Annotated in this window: 16 protein-coding genes; 1 reads left to right on the plus strand and 15 read right to left on the minus strand. The window is 57.0% G+C overall.

Features of this window, described 5'->3' with window-relative positions; translation table 11 throughout:
• Positions 1 to 3 precede the first annotated feature (3 nt).
• The 14 genes from ABIE64_RS16495 to ehuR form a co-directional block, all read right to left on the minus strand.
• Positions 4 to 1,191 (minus strand): sulfotransferase family protein, encoded by a 1,188-nt coding sequence (locus tag ABIE64_RS16495; protein WP_354377996.1) that lies wholly within the window; start codon positions 1,189 to 1,191, stop codon positions 4 to 6.
• Positions 1,188 to 1,931: a hypothetical protein gene (locus tag ABIE64_RS16500; RefSeq protein ID WP_354377997.1), complete on the minus strand. Its 744-nt coding sequence runs from the start codon at positions 1,929 to 1,931 to the stop codon at positions 1,188 to 1,190. The genes ABIE64_RS16495 and ABIE64_RS16500 overlap by 4 nt, the downstream gene beginning before the upstream one ends.
• Before the next feature lie 28 nt (positions 1,932 to 1,959).
• A complete protein-coding gene (locus tag ABIE64_RS16505; RefSeq protein ID WP_007088951.1) occupies positions 1,960 to 2,238 on the minus strand; it encodes a hypothetical protein in 279 nt (92 codons plus the stop codon).
• The gene (locus tag ABIE64_RS16510; RefSeq protein WP_354377998.1) at positions 2,235 to 3,632 is read right to left on the minus strand and encodes an arylsulfotransferase family protein; all 1,398 of its coding nucleotides are present in this window, start codon (positions 3,630 to 3,632) and stop codon (positions 2,235 to 2,237) included. Before ABIE64_RS16510 ends, ABIE64_RS16505 begins: the two co-directional genes overlap by 4 nt.
• 161 nt (positions 3,633 to 3,793) lie before the next feature.
• The gene (locus tag ABIE64_RS16515) at positions 3,794 to 5,245 is read right to left on the minus strand and encodes an MORN repeat-containing protein (protein WP_354377999.1); all 1,452 of its coding nucleotides are present in this window, start codon (positions 5,243 to 5,245) and stop codon (positions 3,794 to 3,796) included.
• A gap of 123 nt (positions 5,246 to 5,368) precedes the next feature.
• A complete protein-coding gene (locus tag ABIE64_RS16520) occupies positions 5,369 to 5,860 on the minus strand; it encodes an Lrp/AsnC family transcriptional regulator (protein ID WP_007088948.1) in 492 nt (163 codons plus the stop codon).
• The gene (gene doeB / locus ABIE64_RS16525; protein WP_007088947.1) at positions 5,857 to 6,861 is read right to left on the minus strand and encodes a N(2)-acetyl-L-2,4-diaminobutanoate deacetylase DoeB; all 1,005 of its coding nucleotides are present in this window, start codon (positions 6,859 to 6,861) and stop codon (positions 5,857 to 5,859) included. Before doeB ends, ABIE64_RS16520 begins: the two co-directional genes overlap by 4 nt.
• A gap of 106 nt (positions 6,862 to 6,967) precedes the next feature.
• Positions 6,968 to 8,149, minus strand: coding sequence for an ectoine hydrolase DoeA (gene doeA, locus ABIE64_RS16530; protein WP_007088946.1), 1,182 nt, complete (start codon positions 8,147 to 8,149; stop codon positions 6,968 to 6,970).
• 59 nt (positions 8,150 to 8,208) lie between these two features.
• Positions 8,209 to 9,201 carry an ectoine utilization protein EutC gene (gene eutC, locus ABIE64_RS16535; protein WP_354378000.1) on the minus strand — a complete coding sequence of 331 codons (993 nt, stop codon included), beginning with the start codon at positions 9,199 to 9,201 and terminating at the stop codon, positions 8,209 to 8,211.
• Between the two features lie 5 nt (positions 9,202 to 9,206).
• Positions 9,207 to 10,196 (minus strand): hydroxyectoine utilization dehydratase EutB, encoded by a 990-nt coding sequence (gene eutB / locus ABIE64_RS16540; RefSeq protein WP_114093690.1) that lies wholly within the window; start codon positions 10,194 to 10,196, stop codon positions 9,207 to 9,209.
• A 10-nt stretch (positions 10,197 to 10,206) separates the two neighbouring features.
• Positions 10,207 to 10,989 carry a maleate cis-trans isomerase family protein gene (locus tag ABIE64_RS16545; protein WP_007088943.1) on the minus strand — a complete coding sequence of 261 codons (783 nt, stop codon included), beginning with the start codon at positions 10,987 to 10,989 and terminating at the stop codon, positions 10,207 to 10,209.
• 97 nt (positions 10,990 to 11,086) lie between these two features.
• Positions 11,087 to 12,370 (minus strand): TRAP transporter large permease, encoded by a 1,284-nt coding sequence (locus tag ABIE64_RS16550; protein ID WP_063093078.1) that lies wholly within the window; start codon positions 12,368 to 12,370, stop codon positions 11,087 to 11,089.
• Between the two features lie 11 nt (positions 12,371 to 12,381).
• A complete protein-coding gene (locus ABIE64_RS16555; RefSeq protein WP_223304984.1) occupies positions 12,382 to 12,966 on the minus strand; it encodes a TRAP transporter small permease in 585 nt (194 codons plus the stop codon).
• Between the two features lie 153 nt (positions 12,967 to 13,119).
• Positions 13,120 to 14,517 (minus strand): MocR-like ectoine utilization transcription factor EhuR, encoded by a 1,398-nt coding sequence (ehuR, locus tag ABIE64_RS16560; protein ID WP_063093077.1) that lies wholly within the window; start codon positions 14,515 to 14,517, stop codon positions 13,120 to 13,122.
• Positions 14,518 to 14,754: 237 nt separating this feature from the next.
• On the opposite strand from ehuR, the gene ABIE64_RS16565 reads away from it, so the two are divergent.
• Complete coding sequence (locus ABIE64_RS16565) at positions 14,755 to 15,774, plus strand: TRAP transporter substrate-binding protein (RefSeq protein ID WP_341363238.1); 1,020 nt, start codon at positions 14,755 to 14,757, stop codon at positions 15,772 to 15,774.
• 209 nt (positions 15,775 to 15,983) lie between these two features.
• Here ABIE64_RS16565 and ABIE64_RS16570 read toward each other — a convergent pair whose 3' ends face one another.
• Positions 15,984 to 17,384, minus strand: a complete 1,401-nt coding sequence (locus ABIE64_RS16570; protein WP_007088938.1) for an aspartate aminotransferase family protein — start codon at positions 17,382 to 17,384, stop codon at positions 15,984 to 15,986.
• Positions 17,385 to 17,389 lie beyond the last annotated feature (5 nt).

Consider the following 17,389-nt stretch of genomic DNA (forward strand, 5'->3'; position numbering starts at 1 on the left):
TCCCTAGGCGCGTTTTGTTTTTGCGGCACCTGCACCGTCCTGCTGTGTGCCGTCATAGCCGAAACGGGCCGCGGCAATCGCGGTGACATCGCGGATCAGATCAATTTCATCATCGCTGAATTTCGGGCGGTAATAGGTTGGGGCGTGAATGGTCGGGGCGACTTCACTGATGATCGGTTCGGCGTCGGGCAGGTCGACATGGTCAAACAGGCGGCGTAACTGATTTGCCGGGTCGGCGACGAAATCCTCGTACCGGACCACCAGTGTTGCATCTTTAAGGGACTTGTTCACGGTCATGCGATCAGCGATGTAATGGTGCAGGTCGGTCCAGTAATGGGCCCAACCGGCGACTTCTTCGCCGTCTTTCCAGTGTTTCATGATCTGGCGGGTGGCATGCAGATCGCCGGTATTGATCGGACGACGATCAAGGCCGAACTCGTAATGACCGACACGCTGCATATGGGCAACCGCACGCGGGTTACCCTGTTCGCCCTTGCAGAACAGGTCGTGCTGCTTGGCAAGGGATGCGATATGCCACAGCGGGTCACGCACCGGCAGGACGAACCGGGCATCGGGGAAGATCGAGAGCAGATATTCCATCCGGGTGACCAGATAGTTTGCCTTCGATATGTAACGCTTGCCGCCGCGAATATGGATCAGTTTGCGGATGTGATCGCGATAGAACTTCTCGAACGCCGGGTTGCTGATCTGACCGTCAAGGACGTTGCTTTCATTCACGTCATGCAGATGGCGGAAAAACGCCATCCAGATCATTTCCTCGAACGCTTCGGGGCTTTCGGGCGTGATGTTGATGCCGTCCGCATGGGTGCGTTCAACCGCTACTTCCTTGCCCTTGGGGGCAAGGTCGACAAACTTGTTCCAAAGATAGGGCGTGAAAACCGGCGGATAATCGCGGTAACGATGGGTTGCCGCATCGGAATGGCGTGCGAGCGTTTCGAGAAGGATCGTGCTGCCGGATCGGGCGAGCCCTGCGACAAAGACCGGCTTTTCTATTTGGACATCTTCAATCACATCACCGGCAAGTTTTGTTTCAAAATTGCCAAGTCTGATCCATTGCATCGGATGGCGGGCAATCAGGCCGCTTAGCCAGTTATCCCAGCCCGATACATGGAATGCTGCGCCGTTGGACGCGGATGCGGTGGATTTTTCGGATGTCGTTTGGCCCGTCATTCGATGCGAAATCCTTTTTTGATCGCCAGCGACCCCAATATGAGGGCAAGGAAGAAAGTCAGTTCCCAGCCACGTGCCCAATCCGGGCCGGCGCTGATGATGTGTTGGGTTGGCAATTCGAAACGAAGCTGTGTCACCGGGCTGTCGTCGGGCAGATAACCCGCCGGGTTGCCGATGATGAAATTCCACCACTGTTTTTGATGGATCACGGGAATGGCGGCGGCCGGTGCCACCAGATAGGTTTCGCCGTCATTGGCACCGGGTACCTGAATAACCGGGCAGGCACCGTCTTCCATGCCAGCCGGATTGATGCCGACCTGTTCGATGGTGGCATTTTCCGGCTGGGTGGTGATCGAAACCTGCTGTCCGGGGGGCGGGCAGCTATACCCATATTGCCCGTCCAGCCAGACAATCAGGGCAAGGGCCGGCAGGGATGCGACAACCGCCGGGCCGATGACAAAACCGACCAGCTTCAGGGATTGGGCCAACTGCGCCTTGGCCAGTTTCATGCCTTCGGCAAAGTCTTCGCCGTCGTCTTCGGCCATGGCCTGACGGGCTTCTTTTAGCCGTTCCTTGATCGCCTTGATGCGGGTTTGCGGTGACAGCCATTTATAGAGCAGCATCGATATCACGGCACAGATCAACGCCCAGATCAGGACGCGACCAAACGGCCCGACGGCATTTGCCATCAGGGTATCAAGCGCACCAAAGGCGGGGGCGGGCCAATCGAGTATTCCCATGCTTTATTCTTTCCGTCGCTGTTCCCGATCAGGCTTTGGGCTGATGGGATGCACTGGAAGATGCCGAATGCGTGGTGCTGGCGGTGTTTTGCTGCGCGCGTTTGCGTTTGCGCATCATCTTGCGGATCGGCCACAGCAGGACAAAGCCGACCGCGACAAATACGGCGGCCAGAACAGCCCACAAGGCGGACAGCAAGCTAAGCCCGGCACCCGGCCCGACATAGGCCTGTGCGGGAAGGGCGGTCAGAAGGGTGGCCGCGGCAATCGTGGCGGTGCCGATCGAAAGCAGTTTCATGTTCTGTTTCATTGGATGTCTCCATTCGTGGAGGTCGGGGTGAAGTCGGTATCGCGATAAAGGGTCGCGCGTTCATCGCTGATGCGCTCAGACTGCGACACGACGGGGATCAGTTTCTTGCCGGGATTGTCCGGGTCATCACGGCGGATCGGATTGTGGAATTCCCAGACGATTTCGCCTTCCGGGGTGACTTCGAGCAGTCGTCCGCCGCTTGATTCGGTAATCAGGGTATTGCCATTGGCAAGGCGTTGCTGATCAGCGCGGATGTTGCTGTCGAATTTCTGTTCGGCTGTGCCCTTGTATTCCCAGGTGATGCCGTTGGTTTCCGGATCGATTTGCAGGATGCGCGATTGTCCGGCTTCCGGATCGGCAAGCTGTCCCTGATTGTCAAACAGCAGGATATCGCCGTTTGGCAGGACATCCGGGTCATGTTGGCCCAGCCACGGGCCGCGTGTGGCCCAGACGACTTTTTCCGCATCCATATCAAGCACGGCAATTATGCCAAGATCACGGAAGGACAGAACCACGTCGCCCGCCTTGCCCTTGGCAAAGTTTTGCGCCGTTTCTTCGGTAATCAGCTGGATCGTGTTGGTGTGCAGCACATCCTCGTTCGAGAAATAGGGCGCGAAATCGACCATGTTGGCAAAGCTGGAATTGATCAGCGCATCAAGGATCGAGACACGTTTGATTTCCTTGCCTTCGGGGGACAGTATTACCGCGAAATCGTCCAGACGCGGTGGGGTCAGCTGTTTGCGGTTGGGATATGTGTTAAAGCGGAATTCCTGGGTCAGGGCATAAACCCGGCCATCGGGCGCAATCGAAAAATCGTGATGCGCGGTCCCCAGATATTTCCAGACCGGTTTGGAATTGCGGTCGATCTTGGCCATGCCATAGCCATAGGGCGTATCGCCCGCCGCGGTATATTGCACGATCAGATCGCCATCCGGTGCCATTTTGGCCGTGTGCCAATGCATGAAATCGTCTTTTTGCGGGTTGGGGATCGGCGATGTTTCATCGTGGATTTCGCTGAACGGCATGCGCCATTCATGGACGATGTTGCCATCCATATCGATCAGAACGGCATGCGGCCCGTCCCCCGATGAATACAGGGTCAGACCTTTCTGGGTTTTTGCCGCATCATTGATGGTGACACCGGTTTTTTCGGTGCGGGCCGGGGACCAGAAATCAAGCCGTTCGACGCTGCTGTATTTGGTGCGCTGTTCCCATAATGCCGTGCCCGCGCGCCAGGCATTTTTCATCGACTGATAGGGTGGGACTTCGGCCAGTATGACAAACGCACCGATGCCAAAGCTGATCGCGGCGATGCCGGTCATGAAAGCAGCAAAAAAGATTTTATCGCCGCGGTTGTTTTCCGCAGATTCACTGGTTTTTTCAGGTGCAGGCACGCAACAATCTCCTTGTCATCTGACAAAAATGTTACGTGTGCCTGTGGGCAAATTTGCGGCCAATATCAAGGGGATTGGGGCGGTTTGGCCGCTTTTCGCCTTTGTTTCGCCCAAGAGTTTAATTGCAGGTAGGGATGTTTTCGGGCGGTTTGTTCGTTTGATTACTGCCGGTATTCGACCCCGTCCATCACCAGAAGATTACCGTCAAAACGGCATGGTACGGTGCCTGATGGCACACTCATGCGTTGCAGGACCTGCCCGGTTGCCGCATCGCTATAGGTGCCGTTGCCATAGGTGACCGAAATGCTGTCGGGCGTGGTGACATAGGTGAAACCGATCTCGAACCGGTATTTCTGGGCACTGCCATAGGTGTACGTGATGAAATTACCACTCCCCTGTCCGGGGGAGTCGAGTTGAAGGGTGGAATTGCCGGTATTGTCGCGGAATGTGCCGCTGGCATTGCGGCAGCCGCCTTGGTCTGCGGTCTGTGGTTGGGTGGCTTCGGTTGCGGCTTTTTGTGCGGCGGCTTCGGCGGCTTTTGCGGCAAGTTGACGATCACGTTCGATCAGGGCGGCCAGTTCGTCCGGCCCCGAAAGCTTTTTGCCGCCATAATAATAGCATTCACCGGTCGGGACGGTTTCCCCGCCGCAGACGAATTCGCCGGTCTGGTTTGGGAATGCCAATCCTTCGGGCAGTTCCATCCAGCCGCCTTCCCACCAAGTCAGGCGGCCCTGACCAGAAGGCTTGCGTTCGCGTACCGGCCCCTGCCAGACATTGCCGTCCGCCATGCGCAATTCACCGTCAAGCGGGTCAAACACGCGATAGGTGCCGGTGAAGCTTGTGCCATCGGGCCATTTTGTCGTGCTGCCCGGTTCGATCTGGCGGCTGTCGCTTAGATAGTCGCCGTCCACCACGCGGCCATCGGCATATTCGATGTCGCCAGTGATTTTGTCGCCGGTAATGTCGGCATTGTCGATTTCGGCAAAGGGTTGTCCGTTGCGGGTGATTTCGACCGTGCCGGTGCCGATCGGATTGCCGTTATTTTGCGGGCCGGTATATTCCGCCTGGTATCCGTCATCGGTAAAAAGGGTTTCCGGACCATAGGTGGTGCTGATCGGTATGCGCCATATCGTGGTGTCGATATTCGGATCAATCCGGGCGGGATCGGGTTCGCGGCTGATTTTGACGTCTTCGGAAAACAGACCGTAATCGGCATAAACCACCGTCACTTCGCCGGGCAGCACATCGACCCAGCTTTCCGATTTCAGTTCACCCAGCCGATAGACCCTGACCTGATAGCTGTCGGGCCACAGCGTGTATTCCTTCATCTGACCGGCGGAAAGCTGTTCGGTGGTGAAGGGCTTGAACCCCTTGTTGCGCGCCGCCTTTACGATCTGCATCTGCCAGCCGTAATAGGCCCCGTTGCCCGACGGGTTGATCCGAAAGGCGATGCTGCCGGGATCGGAAACATTGGCCGGGGCAAGGGGTGTTTGCGACGGGACGGGCGAGGGGGCCGGGGCGGATGGGGATGGGGTGACCGTTTGGCAGGCGGCAAGGCCGATAGCCAGAATGCCGACGGTCATGGTCCTGATCATCGTAACGCCCGGTTTCATCACCCATCCCCCATAGGCCATCTGATAAAACCGATTTCGCCACAAGTTTGGCAGGTTGGGAAGTGTTTAAATTCAGGGGACAGGGTGTTTCGCCCGTCAATGTTGGGTATTGGGTGTTAGGTGTTATTTTCGCCCCCCGGGATCCAGAAGGGCGTCAATCGGTGGGACCGGTGTTACCTTGACCTTTTTTGTGACGATATAGGTGAAATAGCGGTCAATGCCGATCCCCGCGATCAGAAGCCCGTCGATCAGGCGCTGATAGGCATCGACATCGCGGCAGAGTACCTTGAGCATGTAATCCACCCCGCCGCCAAGCGCGTAGCATTCGACAATCTCCGGGATATCCTGAACCGCCTTTTCGAAAATCGCGAAATCCTCGTGCTGGTGATGGCGCAATGTTACCTCGGTCATCACAAGGGTCGGCTTGACCAGCATTTCCAGATTGATATGGGCGTGATAGCCCGAAATGACGCCAAGGTCTTCAAGGCGTTTGAGCCGTTCCCAGCAAGGGCTTGGCGAGAGGTTCACCGCCTCGGCCAGTTTGACCTTGGTGATGCGCCCCTCGCGTTGCAGCGTGAGCAGGATTTTCAGATCCTGATCATCCAGCCTGATCATTTCCCGACCACCTCGGCAATGACGGCAAGACAATCGCCGGTCTTGATCAGGCCGGGGAAATGGCGACAGGCGACAATACCGTCGCGCGGTGCCTTGTATTCGGTTGGCACCCCGCCGGTCCGGTTGGCATCGTAAACGCGCGCAATCAGATCACCGCGCAGCACCGTTTCACCCAGATCGACGCAGGGTTCGAACAGGCCGCCTGAAACCGACGCGACAAAGCAATTGCCGTCCGGCATATCGAGCATGACGCTGCCCTCGTCGGGGACGTCGGGTTCACCGGTCAGAATACCGGCATGGATCAGAAGGTTGCGCACCCCGCGATCCGCAATCGCCACCCGTTCGGCCGTGGTCGAGCCGCCGCCGCCCAGTTCGGTGGTGACGAATGTTTTGCCGGCTTCCTCGACCACGGTGTCAAACATGCCGACCGAATCAAGTTCGAGCATCATCATCGAATAGGGGGCAGCAAAGGCCTTCATCGCGCTTATGCATCGGGCTTCCTGTTCCTTGTCTTCAAGGACGTGGACGGCAGCAAACGGAATGAAATCAAGCGTCTTGCCGCCGGAATGCAGATCAAGGACGATGTCGGCTTCGGGCACCAGATGGCGCAGAACATAATCGGCGATTTTCTGTGTCACCGTACCGTCGGCCTTGCCGGGGAAGCTGCGGTTAAGGTTGCCCTTGTCAATCGGGGATGTCCGCGATGCATTGAGGAATGCCGGGAAGTTCATGGCGGGCAGGATGATGACGCGCCCGCGGATTTCGGCGGGCGAGAGTTTACCGGCCAGTTTGAACAGCGATACCAGTCCTTCGTATTCGTCGCCGTGATTGCCGCCGGTCAGAAGGGCGGTGGGACCATCGCCGTTGCGAATGACCGTAATCGGGATCATCACGGCCCCCCACGCGGAATCGTCACGCGAATAGGGCAGCTTTAAAAAGCCGTGATGAACGCCATCCTGATCGAACGGGATGGTTGGCGTAATCGGGGATTTCTTTGTCATGGCCGTTTCCTTGCATAATGCAGGATACCGCGACCGTCGGTATCCTGCGTGGCAGTCTTGCACCGGCATTTTATCTGCGGTGCGATTTTGATCGGCGGTATTCGCGTCAGTTTTTGACGAATAACTGCCTTGGATAACTGGTCAGTGTCTTGCTGCCGGTTTCCGTGATCATCATGCTTTCGGTGATCTCGATCCCCCAGTCATCAAACCAGAGACCGGGCATGAAATGGAATGTCATGCCGGGTTCAAGAACCGTGCGATCACCGGGGCGCAGGCTCATGGTGCGTTCGCCCCAGTCTGGCGGGTAGGAAAGCCCGATGGGGTATCCGCACCGGCTGTCTTTGTGGATGCCGTATTTTTGCAAGACGCCAAAGAAGGCATTGGCGATGTCTTCGCAGACATTGCCGGGTTTGGCGGCTTCAAGGCCAGCCTGAAGGCCTTCGATCAGGGCACTTTCGGCATCAAGGAAACGCTGTTCGGGCTGCCCCAGATAAACCGTACGCGACAGCGGCGCGTGATAGCGTTTATAGCAACCGGCAATCTCGAAAAATGTTCCGGCATCGCCCGGTATCGGTTTGTCATCCCAGGTCAGATGTGGTGCACCGGCATCGGCCCCCGATGGCAGCAACGGCACGATTGCCGGGTAATCCCCGCCGATCCCGTCAATGCCGACAATCCCGGAACGATAGATTTCGGCGACCAGTTCGTTTTTCTTCATGCCCGGTTCGACGACTTCGAAAATGCGTTCATGCATGTTTTCGACGATGCGGGCGGCCTGGCGCATATAGAAAATCTCGGTCTCGGACTTTACGGCACGCTGCCAGTTCACAAGTGCCGTGGCATCATGGAACTTTGCATTGGGCAGATGGGCCTGCAATTGGGCGTAACATCTGGCGGAGAAATAGTAGTTATCCATTTCAACACCGATATTGCGCGTGCCCCAGCCGCGATGTTCGATCACCTCGGACAGGTAATCCATCGGGTGATGGGTGGTCGATTGCACATAGTAATCGGCATAGGGGATGATGCGGTCATGGGTCATATAGACCGTGCGCTTTGCCCCGTTTGCATCCTGTGATCGCCCGAACCAGATCGGGTCGTCCTCTATCGGGACAAGCACGCATTGGTGAACATAAAACGACCAGCCGTCATAGCCGGTCAGCCAGGCCATGTTTGATGGGTCGGTCACGATCAGAAGATCGAGCCCCTTTTCCACCATGGCTTTTTTTGTTTTTTCCAGACGCTCGGCATATTCCTCGCGCGTGAAATTCAATTCAACCTGGCTCATTGCAGGCCTCCAAAAAAAGGCGGGGTTTCAGTTTTTCCTGACCCTGTTTCCTTTTGTTATTACGACGTGATCTCGGTCCCGGCCTTGACTGCATCGCAGCGCGCCCGGGCGAGGGTGGCGATTGCGGTGTCCTGGACACCCGTACCGGTCAGATCGGCAACCGTGATCGCATCGTCGGAAGCACGTCCCGACGCCGATCCGGCAATAATCTGACCCAGTTCTGGAAATGTGTGGTCGGCCTTGATGATCCGGGCATCAATGGCGTGATGCAGTTCACCCAGAATCCGGCATTGCGAAAGGCTGTCGCACACATAAAGGTCTGCCCGGCCGATCAATGCCGGGTCGATTTCGTTTTTATGTTCCGCATCCGACCCCATGGCGGTGATATGGGTGCCGGGTTTGACCCAGTCCGATAAAAGGACGGGTTCACGTGCGGGGGTGGTGGTGACGATGATATCAGCATCCTGTGCCGCGGCCCGGCCATCGGGCGTTGCGGTTACGGACAGGCCAAGTTCGCTGGCGCAGGCGGCGGCACAGATTTCGGCCTTGGCCATGTCGCGTGCCCAGATGGTGGCCGATGTGATGCCACGCACCAGTTTAAGCGCCTTGAGCTGCAATTTCGCCTGCACACCGGCCCCGAAGATCGCGGCATGTTTTGCATCCTTGCGCGCCAGATGTTTGGCGGCAACGCCCCCGGCGGCAGCGGTGCGGATATCGGTCAGATAACCGTTATCGAGCATCACGGCTTCGAGCAGGCCGGTTTTGGCTGAAAACAGGTTCATCAACCCGTTGACCGACGGCAGGCCGAGTTTCGGATTGTCAAAGAAGCCGGGGCTGATTTTGATGGCGAAACTGTCGAGCCCCGGCACATAGGCGGTTTTGACATCGACCTCGCCATTGTGATCGTCGATATCAAGCCGAAGGATCGGCGGCATCCGGACATCCTTGGTCGCCAGTGCCAGAAAGGCATTTTCGATAAAGGCAATCGCATCGGTATCAAGGGTGATCACGTTGCGAAGGTCGGTTTCGGTCAGAATTCTGATGTTGGGCATATCGGTTACTCCGCCATCAGGTCGACGTCTTCGCCGCCGACAATACGTTTATGCAAATCCATGTCGATATTGCAGCCGGTGGACAGAACCACCGTGGTGCCGGGATTGTCGATCAATCCGGCGCGAAGGGCCGCGATGCCAACGGCGGCGGCCCCTTCGATGACCTGCTGGTCATCGTGATAGGCGGCGCGGATGCCGTCCGCGATCTGGGTTTCATTCACCAGAACAAAGTCATCGGTCAGATCGGCACACATATCGAAGGTGTATTGGTTGTTTTGCCCGATGCCGCCGCCCAGACTGTCGGCCAGTGTCGGCAGTTCCTTAACCGCGGTCGGTTTGCCTTCCTGAAGGCTTGTGATCATGGCACAGCCGCGTTCCATCGAAATGCCGACAACCCGGATCGCCGGATTGATTGACTTTGCGGCCAGTGCCACACCGGCCAGAAGTCCGCCGCCCGACAATGGCACCAGAAGCGTGTCGGTTTCGGGAAGCTGTTCAAGGATTTCAAGGCCAAGGGTGCCCTGCCCGGCGATGATATCGGCATGGTCGAAGGGGGGCAGCATGGTCATGCCGTTTTCCGCAACCAGACGATCCACTTCCTTTTGGGCCTCGTCCTGCGAGGTGCCGGAAATGCATATTTCGGCACCTTGGGCGCGAATGCCTTCGACCTTGTTTTTCGGGACCAGTTCGGACATGCAGATCACGGCGCGAACCCCGGCATTGCGTGCGGCATTGGCAAGAGCGCGGCCATAATTGCCGGTCGATACGCCGACAACGCCCTTTTCCTTCTGTTCGGGCGACAGTTTCAGAACGGCATTCGCCGCCCCGCGCAGCTTGAAGCTGCCGGTATATTGCTGGTGTTCGCATTTCAGCCACACGGGCGATCCGATCCGCTCAGACAGGCTGGCGGACGGACGCAGTGGTGTATGGATCACGTGGCCCGCGATGGTCTTGCGGGCAGAAAGCACATCACCAAGTGTGATGGGTTCTTTCATGGCGACCTCGTTACGATTTGTGTGGGGCGTGGTCAAACAGGGTTCCGAACCCTGTGACCGGTTTGTCGTATTTCATCAGATTCAGGGCGTGCCAGATCATGGCCTGATTGCTGGTAATTACCGGCTTGCCCAAAAGCTTTTCCGCACGTTCGGCAATCTCGGCCGAGCGGATGGCCGTGCAGGAAATGAACACGGCATCGGCATCCGGGCTGTTGGCCTGTAATGCCGCAGCCAACAGGGCATCGGGCGGGATTGCCGTCATATCAATATCGTTTTCAAGCCCGAAACCCAGCAGCCGGGTCACATCGAAACCGCGCACGATCAGCTGTTCGGCAACGGAACGGGTGACATCAAGAACATAGGGGGCGACCACGGCGATTTTTTGCGCACCGATTGTTCGCAATGCGACATCGGCCGCCAGCAACGGATTGGTCACCGCCGTACCGGGCATGCCCATGTTGATCAGGGCTTCGATCCGGTCCGATCCATTCACCGCCGTACCCGATGTGCAGCCGAAAATGGCAACATCCACACCATATCCCGGCAACAGGGTGCGGGCCGCACGCGGCAGATCGTCGGCCATGCTGCGCAGGGTGTCGACCGTGATGGGATTGGCATTTTCAATGCGGGTGGTGAACAGGCCAACATCATGGGGAATGATGCGGCGCAGGTCATCCTCGCCGTTGAAATCGGTGGCAAGCGTGATCAATCCGATCCGCCCGGCCGGGGCAACCGGATCGGGCAAATAGGACAGGTCTACCGGCTCTGGCGTGACCGCGGGGGCAACGGACATCGTCCTGGACTCCTTGATGGGGCGGGGCAATGAATGCCCGCACCCCGGTTTGATATTGTGGTTCGTCTTTTCCGGGACGATCCCGGAGCCCTGCCGATTAACGGAATGCCATGGTCGGCAGGAACAATGCGATCTGCGGAACAAGGACCAGAATCACGGCTGCCAGCAGAAGCATGAAGATAAAGGGCGGCGTGCCCCGGATGACCTCGTAATAAGGTCGCCTGAAGATCGCGATGGCGGTGAAAATATCGCACCCGAACGGGGGCGTTGCCGACCCGATGGCGACCTGAAGCGTCACCAGCGTGCCAACGAGAACCGGATCAAGTCCGGCATCACGCACCAGCGGCATGAAGATCGGTGTCAAAACCAGAATGACAACAATCGGATCAACAAACATGCAACCGATAAAGAACGCGATGCAGATTGCCGCCAGGATCAGATAGCTGTTTGCACCTTCAAGGCCCAATGCACCGATCACGTGTTGCGGGATCTGGGCAAAGGAAATCACGAACGAGAATGTTGTCCCCGCGCCGACAAGGATGAAGACCACAGCGGTAATCAGGCCGGTCGAACGGGCAATTTCCAGAAGTTCGGACCATTTCACCGACTTGAAGATCATGACTTCAAGAATGATGGCATAGACCACGGAAACGGCTGCGACTTCGGTCGGGCTGACCCAGCCGAGATAAATGCCACCAACAATCAGAACCGGGAACATGATGGCCGGACCGGCATTGATGACGGCCTTGCCACGTTCGGCCCAGCCCATGCGCGGGATGGTCGGGATGTTGTTCTTTTTCGCGTAGTAAATGCAATAAGCCGAAAACATCAGCAGGATCAGGATGCCTGGGCCGATACCAGCCAGGAACAATTCACCGATGGATACCTTGCCCACCACGCCAAACACGATCATGCCGATGGAAGGCGGGATCAGAAACGCGATGTCGCTGGCATTGATGATCAGGGCCATGGCAAAGCTGTCTTTGTAACCGGCTTTCAGCATTTTGGGACGCAGCGGGCCGCCCATCGCGACCACGGTGGCCTGTGTCGAACCCGACACGGCCCCAAACATCGTGCAGCCAAGGGCGGTGGTGACCGCAAGGCCGCCGCGGACATGGCCCACAAAGGTCATGGCAAGGTCGATAAGCCGGTTGGCCGTATGCCCCTTTGTCACGATATCGGCGGCAAAGATGAACATCGGCACGGCAATCAGTGCCACCGGCGAGATCCCCGTCACCATTTGCTGGATCAGAATTTTGGGATCAATCGGCATGTAGAAGGTGAAAGCGACGACGCTGGCCATGGTCAGCGGCACCATCATCGGGAAGCCCAGCACCAGAAGGACGAGCATCACAATCAGAATTGTGGTTCCAAGATCCATTTTCCGTCCCCTTACAGATGATGATCGTCAGCGTCGGAAAACGTATCTTCCACCCGGTAGGACAGATGCGTCCCCGGTCTGAAGATATTCGTTGCCGCGGCAAGTACGAACTGGATTCCCGTGACCGTCAGGCCAAAGGGTACGATGAGGACGGTGAAATAATAGGGGATGCGAAGGGCCGGTGTCAGGCGGTTCGACTGGATCAGGGATGAAACATAGCCGACGGAGTACCATGCCAGAAGAAACAGAAGGGCGGCTGTACCCAGCGTGATGATGATCATCATGATCTTGCTGGCCTGCGGGCCCAGCATATCGGTAAAGGCCGACATGCGAATGTGGCGACCCATGCGGGCGGCCTCGCTGATGCCGACAAACGTGACAAGAATGATCAGAAATTGATTGAGCTCTTCGGAAAAGAAGATGCTCGAACTGAAACCCAGCCGCATGATCACATTGGCGACCGTGTTTACGGCCATGATCACGATGCTCCACCCCAGCAACTGACGCTCGACAACGGATAAACCGTCATCAAGCCGTTTCAGCACCGACAGCACCCCGCCTTGTGGCGAGGGAGCCTCCCCGTTAGAATCTGACATACGACCTCCATGATGCGCGTGCGAGACATTCTTGCTGAACGTTGTGTGTGGTTATTGGTTCCCTCCCACACGTTTCCTGTTCGCTTCGCGCCAGACCGTCAGAATAAAAACGGTTTGTGACGGTTCAATCAGATTTTTGTCATGACACAAAAATCAATACATAACGTCGAAGGCATGGACACCCGGCATCTGTTCCATCGTATGGCGGATCTGCATCAGCCCGTGATGCAGGGACGGGGTATCCACCGCCCCGCCGACACAAATCCGGATGGCATTCGGGCGGGGGACCTTGACCGTCATGAACGGGTCGGAAATCGTCACGGCAACGCCGTTTTTCCTAAGTTCTGATGCGAACCATTCTTCCTGCCAGTGATGCGGAATGCGCACCCAGGCGCTTAGCGATGTGGGATGATGGCGGACCACGGCATCCCCCAGTATTTCGGCAACAAGGGCCTGTCTTTCACGCATCAGGGCGCGTTGGACCGTTACCGCCTGATCAACGGTGCCATCAGTGATCCAGCGCGCGCCGATCTCGGCCATCAGGGGGGTGCCCATCCAGCCGGTGACTCGCAAAACGCTGCTGGCACGGATCGACAGATGCTGTGGCACGACCAGAAAACCGGTGCGAAGCCCCGGCATGACGATCTTGGTCAGGCTGGAAACATGGAAGCCCAGCCGCGGCAGGAAACTTGTGATCGGGGGCAGGTTCTGTTCCAGAAGCGGGCGATACACATCGTCTTCGATGACGTAAACGCCGTAATGTTCGGCGATCTCGGCGATTCGTTTGCGCCGTTCCAGCCCCATCAGGCAGTTGGTCGGATTGGTATAGATCGGGGTCACGACAAGGGCGCGAATGTGGCGTGCACGGCATTCACGTTCAAACGCGTCGGGCAGAATGCCTTCGTCATCGGTTGGCAATGCGCCCAGCTTGAAGCGAAGGATGCTGGCGGTGCCAATGACACCATGATCGGTCAGGCTTTCGGTCAGCACGACATCGTCGGGCTGAACCACGGTGGCAAGGGCGGTAAAGACCCCCTGTGCCGCGCCATTGGTGATCAGGATGTTGGGAAGCTCGGCCGAAATTCCCATCGATGCCAGCCATTTGCTGCCGATTTCGCGGTGGTATTCGAACCCTGCGACCGGGCGGCAGCTTTCCATCCAGTTGTGATGGGTTTCCTCGGCCAGTTTGCTGTGAATCTGGCGCGACAGATCATTGTGGAAATCGGTGTAGGCCGTGCGCACAATCGACAGGTCGATCAGGTCGGGCTGGCGATTATCCAGAATGAAGGTCGATGCGCGATCTGTCAGGCGTGCCTGAACGAATGTGCCGCGACGTCGTTCCGACCTGAGATAACCCTGTCGTTCGACTTCCTTATAGGCGGCACTGACGGTTTGCACGCTGACATGCAGCCGATAGGCCAGTTCACGATGGGTCGGCATGCGGACATCATGGCGAAGGCGTCCTGCCTCGATATCGGTGATGATCGCTTCGACAAGGGCCTTGTATTTCGGTCCCGTATCGCCGCTCAGGTCAATATTTGGCAGCCACATCCTGTTGATTTCCAGCCTTTTCTACCCTTGTGCCCCCTTGGGGGTTTTCCAACCCTAACATGACCTGAGGGTTAATGTGTAGACGTCAATGTTATTTTGTCATGATACAAAACTAACATTGACCTGATGCAGGAACATTCCAACACTTTGCGCGTTCATAACATTGATGTGCCAACTAATCGCCGCCGATTAAGGGTTAGATCCCGGTCGTCGCGGCACAATAAGGGAGACTTCGATATGAGTTTGAACAAGCTCTTCAAGGCGACCCTGTCTGCCGCCGCAATCTTTGCGGTTGCCGGGACAGCCGCCCAAGCCGAAGAATGGAAATTTGCGCATGAAGAAAGCCCGGGCGATGTACAGGACCTGTATGCACAGGAATTCAAGCGCCTGGTCGAGGAAAAAACCAACGGTGATGTGACGGTTACCGTCTACACCTATGGCCAGTTGGGTACCGAAAACGACATTACCGAACTGACGACGGCGGGGGCTGTCCAGTTCTCGAACGCGTCGCCGGGCCATCTGGGCACCTTTGTTCCGGAAATTCAGGTTTTCGGCGTTCCCTACCTGCTGTCGCAGGATAACGAGGTGAACAAGGAAGTCCTGTCGAGCAGCCCGACGATCTATGACGGTCTGTCGAAGGATTTTGAGTCCAAGGGTCTTAAGCTTTATACCATGTATCCCGAAGGCGAGATGGTCTGGACCACCAAGAAAAAGGTGACTCAGCCGTCCGAATTTGACGGGGTGAAATTCCGCGTCATGACGTCGCCGATCCTGATCGAAAGCTATGAGTCCTTCGGTGCCGATCCGGTGGCGTTGCCCTGGGGCGAAGTTTATTCCGGTCTTCAGACCAGCGTTATCGATGCGCAGGTCAACCCGATCTTCTTCATCGAAAGTGCGAAATTCTATGAAGTTACCGACTATCTGATCTATGCCGGTCAGCAGCAATATACCACCACCGTGGTATCAAATGCCGCCTTCTATGAAGGTCTGTCGGATGAACGCAAAGAGATGCTGGCCGAAGTAAAGGCCGAACTGGATGACTTCATCTACGAAGCCCAGGAAAAGGCAAATGCCGAGGCACTTGATCGCATCAAGAAAGCCAAGCCGGAAATCGAAGTCATTCGTCTGAATGATGAACAGCGCGCGGCATTCAAAAAGGCGTCGGCCGGTATTGGTGACAGCCTTGTCAGCGAAGTCGGTGGTGACACCGAAGAAGTGCTGAAAGCGCTCCGCAAGGAATTCGGCACCGAGATGTAATCATCTCTGACCGCAATTTCCCCTTAGCGGGATGATATCGGAAACCCCTGCCATGTTGGCCGCAGGGGTTTCTTTTTGTCTGCTTGGTAGAGGCAGGTGTCGAAAAAAAGATTTTGTACTGACAAAAAAACAGAGGCCGGCATGGGTCCGGCCTCTGAGGTGCACCCGATCGTCATAAACAAGACCGGGTGGGGATGGTGTGAGACGGGTTACTTGCCGCTTGCGACCTCGTTAGCAACCGCATCGACGGCCTGTTTGGCGATGTCGATGACCTTGTCGATTTCGGCCTTGGTGATGCAAAGCGGCGGGGCGAAGCCCAGGATATCGCCATGGGGCATCGCACGTGCGATCATGCCGCGTTCAAGGCAGGCGGCCGAAACGCGCGGACCGATTTTCGCATTCGGATCGAACCGTTCCTTTTTGGTTTTATCAGCGACAAATTCCAGTGCCGCCATCAGGCCGACACCGCGCGCCTCGCCAACCAGCGGATGCTCGTTAAAGGTTTCGCGCAGGCGTTTCTGGAAATAGCCCCCGGTATCGGCCGCATTGCCGGTCAGGTTTTCACCATCGACAATATCAAGGTTGGCATTGGCGGCAGCCGCACAGACCGGATGGGCGGAATAGGTCCAGCCATGGCCGATCGGCCCCATCTGATCCGACCCCTGTTCCAGAACCTTCCAGACGCGTTCGCCAATGATGACACCCGACAGCGGCAGGTAGCCAGATGTAACACCCTTGGCAATCGTGATCAGGTCGGGCTTCATGCCGTAATGGTGCGACCCGAAATAGGACCCGGTACGGCCAAAGGCGGTCACAACCTCGTCGGCGACCAGAAGAACATCATATTTGTTCAGCACCTTCTGGATCGCGTCCCAGTATCCTTCGGGCGGGGTGATGATGCCGCCCGTGCCCATGACCGGTTCGCCGATGAAGGCGGCAACGGTTTCCGGGCCTTCGCGCAGGATCATTTTTTCAAGGTCATCGGCACAGCGTTTGGCAAATTCGGCCTCTGTCTCGCCCGCGTCGGCATTCCAGTAGTGATGCGGGCAGGTGGTGTGCAGGATCGGCGCACGCGGCAGGTCAAACGCGTTGTGGAAGGCTGCCAGACCCGTCAGGCTGCCGGTCATGATGCCCGAACCATGATAACCGCGCCAGCGCGAGATGATTTTCTTCTTCTGCGGCAGGCCGCGAATATTGTTGTAATACCAGATCAGTTTGATGTTGGTTTCGTTCGCATCCGACCCTGACATGCCGTAATAGACGCGCTGCATGCCTTCGGGGGCGGATTTGACGATGCGATCCGACAGGCGGATGACCGGCTCGTTCCCGTGCCCGACATAGGTGTGGTAATAGGCCAGTTCCTTGGCCTGGGCGTAAATCGCATCGGCGATTTCAGTACGGCCATAACCGACATTCACACAGTAAAGACCGGCGAAGGCATCAAGGGATTCCTTGCCTTCGGTATCATGGATATAGATGCCCTTGCCGCCATTGATGATGCGGTTGGGGGTTTCGCCCGCCGCGTGCTGGCGCATGTGGGTCGAGGGATGCATGAAATGGGCGCGATCCATTTCCTGCAGATCGGCGGTGGTGTTTTTGATGACATTCATTTTGC

Source organism: Thalassospira sp. MBR-102 (assembly GCF_040549275.1).
Taxonomy (GTDB): domain Bacteria; phylum Pseudomonadota; class Alphaproteobacteria; order Rhodospirillales; family Thalassospiraceae; genus Thalassospira; species Thalassospira xiamenensis.

What these genes read in the sequence shown, in the direction of transcription:
- ABIE64_RS16495 (WP_354377996.1), bottom strand. Translation starts at nt 1,191, where the DNA reads ATGACGGGCCAAACGACATCCGAAAAATCCACCGCATCCGCGTCCAAC.
- ABIE64_RS16500 (WP_354377997.1), bottom strand. Translation starts at nt 1,931, where the DNA reads ATGGGAATACTCGATTGGCCCGCCCCCGCCTTTGGTGCGCTTGATACC.
- ABIE64_RS16505 (WP_007088951.1), bottom strand. Translation starts at nt 2,238, where the DNA reads ATGAAACAGAACATGAAACTGCTTTCGATCGGCACCGCCACGATTGCC.
- ABIE64_RS16515 (WP_354377999.1), bottom strand. Translation starts at nt 5,245, where the DNA reads ATGAAACCGGGCGTTACGATGATCAGGACCATGACCGTCGGCATTCTG.
- ABIE64_RS16520 (WP_007088948.1), bottom strand. Translation starts at nt 5,860, where the DNA reads ATGATCAGGCTGGATGATCAGGATCTGAAAATCCTGCTCACGCTGCAA.
- doeB (WP_007088947.1), bottom strand. Translation starts at nt 6,861, where the DNA reads ATGACAAAGAAATCCCCGATTACGCCAACCATCCCGTTCGATCAGGAT.
- doeA (WP_007088946.1), bottom strand. Translation starts at nt 8,149, where the DNA reads ATGAGCCAGGTTGAATTGAATTTCACGCGCGAGGAATATGCCGAGCGT.
- eutC (WP_354378000.1), bottom strand. Translation starts at nt 9,201, where the DNA reads ATGCCCAACATCAGAATTCTGACCGAAACCGACCTTCGCAACGTGATC.
- eutB (WP_114093690.1), bottom strand. Translation starts at nt 10,196, where the DNA reads ATGAAAGAACCCATCACACTTGGTGATGTGCTTTCTGCCCGCAAGACC.
- ABIE64_RS16545 (WP_007088943.1), bottom strand. Translation starts at nt 10,989, where the DNA reads ATGTCCGTTGCCCCCGCGGTCACGCCAGAGCCGGTAGACCTGTCCTAT.
- ABIE64_RS16550 (WP_063093078.1), bottom strand. Translation starts at nt 12,370, where the DNA reads ATGGATCTTGGAACCACAATTCTGATTGTGATGCTCGTCCTTCTGGTG.
- ABIE64_RS16555 (WP_223304984.1), bottom strand. Translation starts at nt 12,966, where the DNA reads ATGTCAGATTCTAACGGGGAGGCTCCCTCGCCACAAGGCGGGGTGCTG.
- ehuR (WP_063093077.1), bottom strand. Translation starts at nt 14,517, where the DNA reads ATGTGGCTGCCAAATATTGACCTGAGCGGCGATACGGGACCGAAATAC.
- ABIE64_RS16565 (WP_341363238.1), top strand. Translation starts at nt 14,755, where the DNA reads ATGAGTTTGAACAAGCTCTTCAAGGCGACCCTGTCTGCCGCCGCAATC.
- ABIE64_RS16570 (WP_007088938.1), bottom strand. Translation starts at nt 17,384, where the DNA reads ATGAATGTCATCAAAAACACCACCGCCGATCTGCAGGAAATGGATCGC.